General features: G+C 63.0%; 9 protein-coding genes and 1 tRNA gene. All 10 read right to left on the reverse strand.

Annotated features, from left to right (window positions below; translation table 11 throughout):
- Nucleotides 1-2 precede the first annotated feature (2 nt).
- The gene (locus OJ996_RS06165) at nt 3-4,493 is read right to left on the reverse strand and encodes a PQQ-dependent sugar dehydrogenase (RefSeq protein ID WP_264512312.1); all 4,491 of its coding nucleotides are present in this window, start codon (nt 4,491-4,493) and stop codon (nt 3-5) included.
- A gap of 402 nt (nt 4,494-4,895) precedes the next feature.
- Complete coding sequence (locus OJ996_RS06170) at nt 4,896-5,462, reverse strand: ribonuclease H-like domain-containing protein (RefSeq protein ID WP_264512314.1); 567 nt, start codon at nt 5,460-5,462, stop codon at nt 4,896-4,898.
- 58 nt (nt 5,463-5,520) lie between these two features.
- Entirely contained in the window at nt 5,521-5,946 is a 426-nt protein-coding gene (locus OJ996_RS06175) for a GNAT family N-acetyltransferase (protein WP_264512316.1), read from the reverse strand.
- 2 nt (nt 5,947-5,948) lie between these two features.
- Complete coding sequence (locus OJ996_RS06180) at nt 5,949-7,451, reverse strand: M64 family metallopeptidase (protein WP_264512318.1); 1,503 nt, start codon at nt 7,449-7,451, stop codon at nt 5,949-5,951.
- Nucleotides 7,451-8,062, reverse strand: a complete 612-nt coding sequence (locus OJ996_RS06185) for a hypothetical protein (protein WP_264512320.1) — start codon at nt 8,060-8,062, stop codon at nt 7,451-7,453. The genes OJ996_RS06180 and OJ996_RS06185 overlap by 1 nt, the downstream gene beginning before the upstream one ends.
- A gap of 77 nt (nt 8,063-8,139) precedes the next feature.
- Nucleotides 8,140-8,212, reverse strand: a tRNA-Ile gene (locus tag OJ996_RS06190).
- Nucleotides 8,213-8,626: 414 nt separating this feature from the next.
- On the reverse strand, nt 8,627-9,865 hold the full coding sequence (locus OJ996_RS06195; protein ID WP_264512322.1) for a 3-keto-disaccharide hydrolase: 1,239 nt from the start codon (nt 9,863-9,865) through the stop codon (nt 8,627-8,629).
- Between the two features lie 64 nt (nt 9,866-9,929).
- Nucleotides 9,930-11,006, reverse strand: a complete 1,077-nt coding sequence (locus tag OJ996_RS06200; RefSeq protein ID WP_264512324.1) for a Gfo/Idh/MocA family protein — start codon at nt 11,004-11,006, stop codon at nt 9,930-9,932.
- Nucleotides 11,007-11,227: 221 nt separating this feature from the next.
- Entirely contained in the window at nt 11,228-11,428 is a 201-nt protein-coding gene (locus tag OJ996_RS06205) for a hypothetical protein (protein ID WP_264512326.1), read from the reverse strand.
- 182 nt (nt 11,429-11,610) lie between these two features.
- Nucleotides 11,611-13,533 carry a hybrid sensor histidine kinase/response regulator gene (locus tag OJ996_RS06210; protein ID WP_264512328.1) on the reverse strand — a complete coding sequence of 641 codons (1,923 nt, stop codon included), beginning with the start codon at nt 13,531-13,533 and terminating at the stop codon, nt 11,611-11,613.
- Between the last annotated feature and the right edge of the window lie 3 nt (nt 13,534-13,536).

A 13,536-nucleotide genomic window follows, 5' to 3' on the forward strand; every position in this document is an offset into this window, starting at 1 on the left:
CTTTACTCCGGCACCGCCTCGATGCGATAGAACTGCCGCTCCGTCCCGTTGGGCGGGCTGTAGGTCACCGTCACCCGCTCGTAGTCCGTGCCCGCGAGATCCTCGCGCTGAATGTTCGTGAGTTCCGGATCGATGGACTCCCACGTGGTAAGATCATCGGCGGCGAGGACGTGATAACCCGCTCCCGCGGGAGCTTTTCGTGCAAGGTAGCTCAGGGTCACGCTGCCATCGGCAGCGCGGCTCAGCGGGGTCTGGACGCTATCGTAGACCTGCGGGTTCGTGCCGAAGGCGAATTCACCGAAGTTCGAGATCCCGTCGCGTTCCGGATCGAGGGCGATGCCGTGCAGGTGGGTCAACCCGGCGAACCAGGTGGCGAGCCACTGCTGATACGGTGGCAGGCCACCGGTCTCCTGAGCCAGATCCTCGATCTCGGAAGCGGAGAGTGCTCGGCCGTGAAGGCGGAACTGGTCAAGATCGCCCTGATAGTTGAAATCCGCGCTGGCGGCATTTCCACCCAAGGTCAGCACCGCGTTCGAGTTCAAGCTGCTGGTGCTGCCGTTCGCGCTCCCCTCCAGCATGCCGTTCACGTAGATCTTCATCTCGCCGCTGGCTTGCACGCGCGTGATGCCGATGTGGACCCACTGGCCGGTGTTCACCGCACTCGTGCCGTGCAAGACCACATTCGGAAAAGCGCCCCCGGCCCAGCCGGTCTGGAAGGAAATTCGGTTCATGCCGCTGGCACTCTGGGTGCCGCCGATCATGAAATCCGCCGCGGGGCCCGGACTATCCGCGCTGACGATGGAACGCCCGGCCGGCACGGTGTTCGCCACTTGGAAGACCTGGGTGCTGCGCATCCAGAAGGAGATCGTGAAATCACCCGTGACCGGATTCGCCATGTTCACGACCTCTGCCGCGCCATCAAAGGCCAGCGCACCGCCGAACTTGCCGGCGATCCAATCGCTCTCCTCCATTCCGATGAGGGTGCCGTGATTCTCCTCAGGCGAGCTGTCGGTCGCGGAAACGCCCGTGCCATTGTCGAACTTTAGCCAGGCCAGCAGGCTGGCATCGCTCACGGTGGTGAGGACTTCCGCGGAGGCGAAGTTTCCTTCCCCTCCCGCCCCCTGTGCCTTGCCCGCGGGCAGGCTCACCAGAACATCCCCGAAGCCGTGCGGCGTGAGCGTGAGGGTGTAATCCTGGCCGCTGCCTGTGAGGGTGCTGGCGCTGGCACCCAGCACCGAGAAGTCGGAAGCGCTGAGACCGGTGACCGCCTCGCTGAAGTGCACGCCGACCGTGTAGGAGCCTCCCGCTCCGGACGGCGCCACGAGGTGCACCGCTGGTGCTGCCGGTAGGGACTGGATCCAATCGCCAATGACCTGCGCCGCCTGCTCATCCACCAGGCTCTTCGCGATCGGCGGCATCTTCAGAGTGCCTGCGGTGCCGTGGCGGACCTTCAAAATCGAGCGTGCCAGATCGCCGGGAACCACCACCCGATCCCCCGGATCGAAGTACGGCACCTCCAGCTCGCCGCGGATCAGGCCCTGCGCAGGCAGCGGCGTGGTGAAGCGGGCATCGAAGAATGCGCGCACACCGCCGGGACGGTGGCATTGGGCGCAGTTCGAATCGAGATAGGAACGAACCCGCTCTTCCAAGCTCGCCGAATTATCCGCCATGTTCTTCGCCTTCAAGAACCATGGCAGTTGCGCCGGATTGTAGCCGGAGTCGAACCAGCCGAGCGCACCCAAAGTCTCAAGCTGATTGGCGGTGCGACCCGTCCGGTCGTAGGTGAGATCGCCATTAAGCTGGTGCGTCTTCAGCCCGAGCACGTGCCCCGCATTGCCATTATGGCAGACACGGCAGTCCGTGCGGCTCGGGTATTCCCAAGTCTGCACGCGCGTCCCGCCACCGGCCTCCGTGATGGTGATCGGTTCGCTGAAGCCACCGGGCAGCAACTCCGCATCGCTACCATCCGGCAGCCAGTGGTAGGTCACGCCATAGGGCTCCCCGGTCGTCGGCATGACGATGAAGCGCGTCTCCAAGCGCCGGTGCACGGACGGCTGGCTCTCATCGGTCGCCAGCTCGAAGTGCTTGATGAACACCGTCCCGGCGGGAAAGGACCAATCCCCGTTCGGCTTGAAGCCGATCTTCTCCTCCGTGGTGTTGTGGTTGCCATCGTTGGGCAGCGCGATCCACCGCTTCTTCGCCGAGGCATCCGACCACAAGGGTGCATTCACTCCATACGGAAACACCCCGGGCGCCGGCGTGAGCGTGGCGAGATCCGAAAACGCCCCGGTCTCCGAGAGCAAGGCTGGCGGCTCGGTGACAATGATCGTTGGCTGCCAAGTCCCGGCGTAAAGAAACTGCGACGGACTCAGCGCGACATTCGCGATCCGGACCTCATCGAACTCCGCGCCGTTCGCGTGATCCGCGGGATTCCAGTTGTACATCCCCCGCCCGATGCTCCATGCCCCCGACTGCAGATTCCCCACATAGCCGTTCGCCAAGCCGATCTGCGTGTAGCTCCCGTTATCGTAAGAATAGACCCGCAGCGTGCCATCGCTGACCTTGCCGACGATCGCCAGATGATACCAGCGGTCCGCCAAAAACTCGTTGCGATCGATCACGTGGATCGGCGTGGAAACCCACTGCTGTGTCGCCGGGTTCAGCGTGCGGACGTCCAGGAAGAGATCCCCGTTCTGCAGCGCCACTTGGGTATTTCCCTGCGGATTGCTCCGGCCCCAGCGCATCAGGCGGAAGGGCTGGATCGGCGGGCCCGCCTCATTGTCGATCGGCGTGGTGCCGCTGGCACCGTCCAGACCCAGAAAGCACTGGTAGCTGCCGCTTGTTAGAGAGCCTGCCTCAGGCTTGAAGCTCAGCTCGATCGTGAAGTCGTCCAGCCTACCCATCTTGTCGGGCATCGCCAGCCCGCCCGCACCATTGCCGGGATAGCCATCCCCATCACCGCCCGCGCGGGTGTGGATGCCACCGGTATTACCGGTCATTCCGGAAGGTGTGAGACCATTCGGAGCCGAGTAGATGACGTTACCGCTGCTACTACCATCATCGTACACCTGCATGGCCAGGCCATTGTCGATCACGTCCACGCTCCGGTCCCCCGGATTGTCCGAGACGTAGCCCGAGACATTCGCAGCGGCCCGGTCCTCGAAACGATACCACACTGGATTCGTCGTCGCGGGCGGCTCCACGGCCAGCTTCATGAAGCGCCCCCGCGCCCCGGTGCCATTGATCTTGATGAAGACCGGCTCGCCCGCGTGATCCTTACCGATGGTCGAAGTGCCGCTATAAACACTACCGCTCGGCATGTCCGTGAGGATCGTTCCCGTGGCCGCCCCGTCCGCATAATCAAAGGAGCGGATCCGCGCGCTGACATTGTCCACCGTGAGGAACTTGCCGCTAAGCTCCGGGAACTCGCTGCCGCGATACACGAAGCCGCCGACCACGCAGCCATCCGGCCCGTCCGCATGCCGCACCCGCCACACCGGCGCTGTCACCGTGCCATGCACCACGGGAGGCATCGCCTTCGGCCCCGGCGAAGCCCCCTCGATGAAGGGCCAGCCATAGTTCGCCCCGGCAGCGAGCAGGCACAGCTCCTCCTCCGTATCCTGTCCGCTCTCGCCGATCCAGATGCGGTTCGTGGGCGCATCGTAGGAGAAGCGATAAGGCTGGCGCAGGCCGATCGCGTAGAACTCCTCCAGATGCGCGCCACCCGCATCCACGAAGGGATTGTCGTCCGGAATACCGTAGTTCGCGGTGAAACTGTTAGGCCAACCGGACGGCATCGCGAACTGCACGGGCTGACGCCGGATCCCATGACTCCCCGCCTTCTGGTCCACATCGATCCGTAGGATCCCGGAGAAGAGCCGCTCATCAACCTTCTGCGCGACGTTGTACTGATCGTTCGCCCCGCCTTCGTCCCCGATCGCCACGTAGAGATAGCCATCCGGCCCGAACATCATGCAGCCGCTATCGTGGAACTGCTGCCGGTCATACTGCTGGATCAGGATCTGCTCGCTGCCGGGGTCTGCCGCCTGACTCCCATCCGGCACCGTGAATCGCGAAAGCCGCCAATAGGCCTCGTTGCCATTCCCGCCGCTCGGCGGAGCCCATTTGTAGGTGATGTACACATACCCGCGGTTCGGTGAGCCCGCCTGCCCGAACTCCGGGTGAAACACCAGCCAGGTCATCCCCGAATCACTGGCGGTGAACGTGTTCGAGCGCCAATCGAGGAAGGTCTCCGTGCTGGTCGCCGCCGCATCGTCCTCGAACAGGAAGATCCGCCCCTCCTTCGCCACGCACAGCAGCTTGCTCGTCCCCGGATAAGGGGTGAGGTGCATCGGCAGGTTGATATTGATCCCCTGATAAGTCTCCCGGACCGTCCACTCCCCTGCCGCCGTCGACTCCACAGCGGGAAAATTCCCGTTTAGGAAAGGGCCGATCGCCTCCGGCGCATCCAGTCCCGGCTGGGCTCGCGACACGGCGGTACAGGCAAGCAGGCAAGCGGCTACCGCGGGATGATCCCATGCGGGCGCAGGCCGGCCCGGAAAGAGGGCAGGTAGGACATTTGGGTTTTGGGTTAAACCGAAGGGCGAAGACCAATACGCAAACTTGTTTGATCCTGCAAACGGTTTGTTCCACGCCCCTGTGACGTTTCCGTTGATCGGACCCGCGCTGGCAACCAGCCCGATCCGAGCGAATCTCCTTGGCAGCCCCGAGCCAGCCGCCCTAAAACCCCCGCGCCATGACCCGCAAGCAGATCGACGTCAGCGTCTACGTCTTCATCTTTCTCCTGATCTTCGCCTTCGTAAGCTCAGTCTGGGGCGTCATGGGCATGATCGGTTGGGTCTAAGCGAAGGGCATCGGGACATACTCCCCGCCCCTCACGCCCAGCCCACCGCGATCTCCTGCGGGTGTCCCCCGCGGTCGTGGAATTTCACGTGGCCGTTTGCCAGCGCGTACTCGTGCACGCACTTGGTCACCTTCACGTCGAAGGCGCAGTACTCCGCGATCCTCATCAGCGGCTCCTTGTTGCCCGTCTTCTTGTATTCCTGCCACCAGCGCAGCGCATCCAGACCATCGGCCGACTTGCCCGTGCCCAGGCAGGCGGAAGCCGCAGCCTCCAGCTTCATCCGGAAACCCAGCTTCTCCTGCAGGTCCAGCATCATGTCCAGATTCACCGTCTGGGCTGGCAGATCGTAGATCGTGTAACCCTGCAGCACGGGGTAATCGAACTCCACGTGATTCCAGCCCACGACGAGATCCGCGCGCACCAGTTCGTCCACCAAGTCGTTCACATGCTCCTCCCCGTAGATCCGGTAGCCGCCGCGCGCGGTGCTGTAGGTCACCGCCACGGAGATGCCCATCTTGTCCTTGTGGGCGGAACCACCCACGTCGCCGAAGCTGCGCTGGGTCTCGAGGTCGAAGTAAACGATGTTCTTGCCGGACACGCGGGCAGGCTACGCGGCGAAGCGGACCCGGGGCAACCCCGGAGGGCCGCCTCGGGAGTTAGAATTCCTCCGCCAGCGACTTCCGGAAGCGGTATCCCGTCTTCGCATAGCCGGATTGCTCGTAGAAGCGGTGCGCCTCTTCCCGCTGCAGCCCGCTGCTCACCCGGATGTCCTTCACCCCCTCCCTTCGGAACCAATCCTCCGCTGCCCGCAGCAAAGCCTTGCCGATACCCTGTCCTTGGTAAGCCGGGCTCACCGATAGCGCGAGGATGTAGCCGATGGGATCCGGGTGCTCGTAGACCGGCAGCGAGACAATCCCGATGAACCCCGCCACCTTCTCGCCCGCCACCGCCACCAGCGTGTGATGCGAGTCGGACAAAGCCGTCATCCGGACAACTACGTCATCCCTAGTAGCAGGATACCCGAGCGTGCTCAGCAGACCGGCCAGCGCCGCTGCGTCTTCGTTCACATAAGGACGGATCATGGCTATGGCGCGCTTACCTTCAGCCGCATCGCGCGGCGGCTCGTGGCCCCGATCGGACTCGCGTCCCGCACTACCAGCAAGGTCGCGCTATCCTCCACCACCACCGTGTGCCCGCTGCCGGAATCCCAGGAACTCAGATTACCGGAGACCTCCGCCGTATAGCTCACATCCGTCCGCTTCGCGCGGCGCGGCACCGTCAGCGTGAGATACTTCTGCCCGCTCACCGTGGTGATGCCCGCCGCGGGCCGCTTGGATGCCTCGATCGGCAGCGCCCCGCTCACGCCCAGACCATACTTCACCAGATTCGGGAAGCCATCGCCCGCGGGCGCGGCATTGTCCCCGCCGTACTGCGTGCGCCATGCCGCCAGCGTCGGCGGCAGTTGGTTCGTCAGGCTGATCGTCCATGTCACCTCATGCTGGAGCAGCGCCGAGGGATCGTTCCGCACGAAGGTGGTCGGATCCTTCACCCGCGCCTTCACCGTGTGAGAACCATTCCCCAGGACCTCGGAGTTCACTGAGAAACTCGGGCTCGTTGCCGACGCTTGTTGCACGCCATCGACAAACCAACTCGTCTGCAAGCTGCCGATGCTCGGCAGCTTCGGCGATACCGAGAAGCTGAGGTCCTGGTAGTCGCTCACCGCAAACGAGGTTCCGCTCGGCGTCCAACTCTCCACCGGGTCCACGCGCTGGTAGATCGATTTCACGAACTGCTCGCGGTTCACGTTCCCCACCGGCCGGTTCAGGTTCCGCATCAGCGAATTGTTGTGCGGTCGATACCAGCCCGCCACGCGATACATCGAGCCCTCGAAGAGCCCCACCTGGCTATCGTAGGTCGAGGTCTCCGGAGTCGGCACCGGCGTCGCAGGCAGGATCCACGCATTCCACTTTATCAGCTCCCGGGTCGTCACCGCGGTATTGTTTGCGGCTTCACTGGGCGTATAGCCGGGATACTCGGCATCATACTCGTCCGCGAGATTCGCGAAAGAGTGCCCGACCTCATGCTCCACGATCTGCGGGCTCAGCGAGTTCACGGAGGACACCGAGATCGAGCCGCCTGCGCCGCCATACTTCGTGTCGTTCACCAGCACGATCGGCATGTGATACTCCGGCACATGCGCATTGAGAAGCTGGTAGGCCTTGCTGGATCCGCCCGATCCCAGCGTGAGCAATTGGCCCACCGAAGGCGTGTTGAAGCCGGCATTGAAATACGTGTCCCGCAAAACTCCGGCGCTGCCATAGTCGCAGCCCGATTCATTTGAGACAATCTGGATCCGGAATACGTTGCAGTAGGAGCGGTATTGCTGCCATGGCTCGCGCGAGAAGAGGTAGTTCACCGCCGTGTTCACATGGCTCGCGAAGTTCGGCATGTCAGCAGCGGTATAGCCCTCGGACAAGAACACGATGTTCACGCGCTTGCTCCGCGGACCGGTGCTCTGGACCGTATGCAGGGTCGCCTGTGCGAAGACTCCGCCAATGCAGAGCAAGAAGAGGAGGAGGGATTTCATCAACGGGGGATTGGGATGGAGGCCAGCAAACTTCCGATCGCCGTGGACTGGTCCGCCGGTCGCTGGATCGTGCTGATCCGGCTCACCTCGAGTCGCGCCGCAGCCCCGGTCTCGGGGAACCTCACCTGAAAAACCGAGGGCCCTTCCGGCGTCATCCGCACTACCGTGCTCGCCGCGTTCGGCACATTCGGATCCAGCACCACGCACATCCGGTCCGGCGCAGGGATCGTCCGCTCGTCCAGCACCTCCCCAGCGTCTGATATTAAGCGACAGCACAACATGCCGGGCATCCACTCTTGCTGCCGCTCCCGGCCGAAATGACCGCTCACCTCCTCCATGGCTTCCAGAGCACAGCGATCACCATCGAGGACCAAGCGAAACACCTTCTGTCGCGTGGGCGCTTCGGTTTCTTCGATCGCCACCACCGGCTCTGCTGGTTCGACCGCCATGCCTTCCGTGCCTGCCATATTCTCAGGCAAGAACACCGGCGATGTTACCGCCTCACGCTCCTCAGCCACCGGGCCCATGTCTCCAACATCCTCCCGCGATAACAGCAGCAGGATCACCGTCATCACGACAAGGGCCACGACCAAGGGCAGCTTCCGCAGCATGGCCACTGGCTAGAAGGTCCGCACCCGTCTGTCAATCCGGCTACCCAGTCACCACATTCCATCGCAAACAACCGGGCTAGGGGCGGCGGGTATCGAACCCGCGACCTCCCGCTTATAAGGCGGGTGCTCTCACCGCTGAGCTACGCCCCCGTTTCGCAAGGAAACGGAAGAACGTATTCGAAAACGAGGGAGGCGACTCACCCCGCAAGACTCTCGCAAGCCCCATGGCCCGTCAAGCAAGCCAACACCTGCAAGCATCGCTGACGATTCTGGGACTGCTCGCGCCAAGCTTCCCCGCCCCGGAGGGGCATCGGACCTTAGCCGGTCGGCAAGCGTAGCGCAGCCACCGGTTAGTTCCACCACACCATTGGCGTCCCGGAGGGCCGCCGGAAACATCCGCTCCACGAATCGCTTCACCCACGTCCTCTGCCTTTCCGCTGATCACTGCTCACTGATCACTCGGCACTTCACCACATCCATCTGCGGTTGAAACCCTCCTCCCCCAAACGCAAAAAAGCCGCGGAATCACTCCCGCGGCCTCTCATCAAACTCAGATCCAGGCCATCACAGCTCCTTCACCCAGATGTTCGCGAAGTCGATCGCCGCACCGTGGTGCTGCAGCGCGATCTTCCCCTTCGCCGGGATGCCGGGGAGCTGGGCGTTCTCGATCACCGTCTGGCCGTTCAGCGTCACCGTCAGGCGGTCGCCTTGGATCGTGATCATCGTCCGGTTCCACTCGCCGATCGGCTTGTCCGCCTTCGTCTTCGGCGTCACCCCCGCGATCACTTCCGCCGGCTGCGACTTGTCGGTGCGGTAGCCGTAAACTTCACCCGAGCCGCAAGGCCAGTTCCACAGGTTCACCTGGCTCTTCGAGCTACCGCGCAGGTAGATCCCGCTATCCAGCTCCTGCTCGTCCACCTGCTCGCCGGTTTCCTTTCCGTCCGGCCCGATGATAGGGCGCTTCATCACCGGCCCGGGCTTACCCCAGCGCCAGTCGAAGATCACGGTCATGTCCCCGTATTCCTTGGAGAACCACAGGTCCTTGTCCTTCGCCTCACTATGACCGTCGTACTTCAGGATGCCGTTCGCGGGCACCCAGTGGCCCTTGTCGCCCTCCTCGTGCTCCCAGCCTTCCAGCGTCTTGCCGTCGAAGATCTTCGTGAAGCCCGCCTGCTTCGCTCCCTCGTCGTTCGCCGGCGGCGCCAGCTCCACGATCCCGATGTTCCGGAAGGCCACGCGATCGCCATGACCGCAGAACGCGATGTGACCCGAGCGGCGCTTCACGCCCTTGTGGTCCCCATGCTCCTTGCTCAGCTCGCTAAGCTTCGATTCCAGGATGGTCTCGCCGTTCACGATCACCATCACGTCATCGCCGTTCACCACGATGCGCTCGTTGTTCCACTCGCCCACCGGCTTCAGCGGAGCCTTCTTCGCCGCGGCCAGCGTGTAGAGCGAGCCGTGGAATTGATAAGGCTTCAGGTCCTTGTACTTCTCGGAGCTGTTATCCAGCACCTGCACCTCCATCCCCTCGTAGGCCGCATCGCCCGTACCGGGATAGTGGATGCCGATGCCATTGTTCCCCGCCGCCGGCAGCTTGAATTCGAAATCGAGCGCGTAGTTCGAGTAGATCTTCTCCGTCACCAGGGTCTTGCCCTCCGGCGTGCAGACGATCGCGCCATCCTCCACGACATAGCCGTCACCGGTCCAGCCGCTGAGGTCCTTGCCATTGAAGAGCGGCGTCTTGGTGAGCTGGGGTTCCGCGGCCGTCGCGACCAGCGGTAGGATAAGCAGGATGGATTTCATGGTTACGGGAATCGGATATACGTCGGAAGAGTCGCCAAGTTTCTCGGGTGAATGACGGTGCTGTTCAAAGGTCGATGGTCTTGCCGGTGCGGAAACTCTCGTCCGCCGCCGCCACGATCCGCATGGAGGCCACGGCATCTTCCATGTGGTCGCCCAGATCGAGGTCTTCCAGGATCGCCTTCAGGAAATACTCCTGCTCGCGGTGGCAGAGGCCGTCGTGATCCGGCTCGTCGTCCAGGCGCACCGTCTCGTCGGACTTCGCGAAGGTTCCGTCCGCGGTGAGCTGCGAGTGGTGCAGCCGGATCGATTGCGTCTGCGTGTGCGCATCCACATTCGAGCTCTGCCCCTCGGAGGCTGCCTTGTCCGCCACGATCGAAGCACAACCTTTAGGACCCACCACGTCCTTCACGAAGAAGGCCACCTCGCTCATCATCGGACCCCATCCTGCTTCGTACCAACCCACCGAACCGTCCTCGAAGGTCACCTGCAGCGCCCCGTAGTTGATCTTCCCCTCCGGGATCTCATCGCTGAGACGAGCGCCGATGCCGGAAACGCGGATCGGTCGCGAGCGGGTCATCTGGCACATCACGTCCACATAGTGCACCCCGCAGTCCACCACCGGGGAGATGGAGGACATCAGCGCCTTGTGCGTCTTCCAGTTATCCCCGAAGGATTGCTGGTTCAGGTTCATGCGCATCACCAGCGGCTTGCCCAGCGTCTGCGCCAGCTCGATGAATTTGATCCAGCTCGGGTGGTGCCGCAGGATGTAGCCGATCACCAGTTTTCTCCCGCTGGCCTTCGCCTTGGCCACGATCGCCTCCGCCGCGCTCACGCTCTCCGCCAGCGGCTTTTCGATGAAGACGTGGCAACCGGCATCGAAGGCGGCCTCCGCATAGGGACCATGCGTGTCCGGGTAGGTGGAGATGCTCACGGCATCCGGCTTCGTGGTGGCCAGTGCCTCGTAAAAGTCCGCGAACTCCGCGTAACCGCCGCCCAGCTCGGCATTCAACTTCCCGCGGCTCTCGGCCGAACGGGTCACGATCCCGCAGATCTCGAAGCCGGGGATGCGATGATAGGCTAGCGCGTGCGAGCGGCCCATGTGGCCTGCTCCCACGCAAAGAACGCGGATTGGTTTCTGCATGATCGGGGCGGTAAAACGATTGAAAGTGACGGATTATTTCAAACTCCGCCCGACCGCAAGCGCCGGGCTTGCCAATCCTTCCCACGCCCCGTGCCCGCCGTCCACCACCAAGCCGCAACCCCTCTTGCTGCCACCCGTACATAAAAAACGCCCCGAGCTTGGTTCGCGGGGCGTTTCAGGGAGGGCAATCGCCCGCTTGCAGGAACAGGCGGGGAGGATTCTCAGGCTTGAGTGGCCGGCGTGTAGTCACCGCACCAATCGTCAGCAGCCGTGACGGGGAACATCGATTCAAACTTCACCTCGTCATCGACCTCGAAAGCAACGGTCTGCGGCGCATGGCGACGGCATTCGCCGTGATCTTCTTCCAGCTTGTTCCAATGGACACAGGCGGCACAGGCGCGGGTAGCGGTCTTGGTAGTCATAAGTCAAAGAAAGTTGGTTCGGGTAAACCGTGCCGCACTTTCTAACTCATTGCAAAGAAAAGTTGAGTTGAGAAGCAGTCTCAACCATTTGGATTTCAATGAATTGAGACTAAATCTCAATTACTGTTCAACAGGCGATGGCAATTTACCGCTAATCCCGCATGAGTCACGCGGCACCCGGCTCAGCCTTCCTGACTGGCCCTGAAGGCCCTGCGCAACAAATGCCGCAACTCGTCCGGGCCCACCGGCTTCACCAGATGCTCGTCGAAACCGGCCAGCTCGGACTTCCGGCGGTCTTCCTCCGCCCCCCAACCGCTCAGGGCGACCAAGTAGGCGTCAGGAAGAATCTCCCGCACTCTCCTCGCCGCCTCGTAGCCGTTCAGCACCGGCATCCCGATATCGAAGCAGAGGAGATCCGGCTTGAACCGCCGGGCTTCTTCCACCGCCTCCCCGCCGTCATAGACAACCCGGCAGGACATACCCTCCATCTCGAAGAACATCCCCAGAATATCCGCCGTCGCCTTCCCGTCATCGGCCACCAGCACCCGCTTGAAGGATGGCTCTTCCTTCGGCAGGGGCGGCTTCTCCTCCTCCACCGCGGCTCCGCCGGTCAGGATCGGAAGCTTCACGATGAACTCGCTGCCCTTCCCTTCCCCTTCACTCCGCACCGCGATGCTCCCGCCATGCATGCTCACCAGCGACTTCACCAAGGTGAGACCGATTCCCAAGCCGTCCTTCGGGCCCGAGGCCCCTTGGTCGAAGAGATCGAAGATCCGGACCTGATGCTCCGGGGCGATGCCCTTGCCGTTGTCCTTCACCGAAATATTCAGCATTCCATCCGCATCCGTCGTGGCCGTGAGCTCGATCTTGCCGCCGTCCGGGGTGTATTTCGCCGCGTTCGTGAGCAGGTTCGAGATGACTTGGGCCAGCCGATGATGATCGCCCGTGAGCATTAGTTCCGGCACATCGTTGCGCACCGTGAGCTGGTGACGGGAGCGCTCGACCAAGGGGTGGGTGGCCTCCACCGACTGCTTCAGCACCGCATCCAGGAACACCGGGCTCATCTGCAATTCGATCTTCCCGCTATTGATCCGCGAGACATCCAGCAGGTCGTCGATGAGATGCGACATCTGGTCGATTTGCCGTTTCATCATGCCCGCGATGCGATTCACGCGCTCGGTATCCCCCGGCGAGGCGAGGATGACTTCCATGCCGGTCAACAGCGGAGCCAAAGGGTTCCGGAGCTCGTGGGCCAGCATCGCCAGGAACTCGTCCTTGCGCTGGGAGATCTCCGCGAGGTGCATCTCCACCCGCTTGCTCTCGGTGATATCGCGGGAGACCGCCACCACCGTGTCGATGCTGCCGTCCGCGCGCAGTACCGGGGAAACTTGCACATCCCACCACTTCGCAGTTCCTTTGAAAGTCGGGCTATACTGCCTGAAGCGGATCAGCTCTCCCTTCAAGGCACCCTCCACCGCGGCCCGTACTTCGTGCACGCTGCCTTCCGGCCAGAAGCTCGCCCATTCCCTACCCACCATCACGCTCGGATCATCCAGCTCGAGCAGGCAGCGGCCTGGCTCGTTCAGCGAGATGATCCGCCCTGACCGATCGATCACCTTCACACAGTCGGGACTGCTCTGAAGCACCGTGCGGCTGAACTCCTCGCTGACCCGCAAGAGGTCCGCGGCCCGCTTGCGCTCCACCGCCAAGGCATAGCGCTCCCGGGCATTCTCGATCGCGCGAACAAGAATCTCCGGGCTCGCCCAGCGCTTGGAAAGGTAGTCCTGCGCTCCAGCCGGAAGCACCGCCGATCCGGAATTGGTCGAGCCGGTCAGCACCACCACCGGGCAGAGGGTAAGCTCTCCCCCCGCCCGCAGATGGCCCAGGATCTCGATCGCATCCATATCCGGCAGGTTGAAGTCGAGCAAGATGCAGTCCGGCACCCGCTCGGACTCGGCCAGCATCCGCAGCGCTTCCGCACCGCTGGTGGCCTCGCTGAAGCGGATCCGGCGCTCCGATCCTTGGAGCAGCATCCGCCGCACGTCCACGCGGTCATCCGGTGAGTCCTCGATCAAAAGGAGGTGGAGGGTATCCGGAGCTTCCATCGT

This window comes from Luteolibacter rhizosphaerae, assembly GCF_025950095.1.
Lineage (GTDB): Bacteria > Verrucomicrobiota > Verrucomicrobiia > Verrucomicrobiales > Akkermansiaceae > Haloferula > Haloferula rhizosphaerae.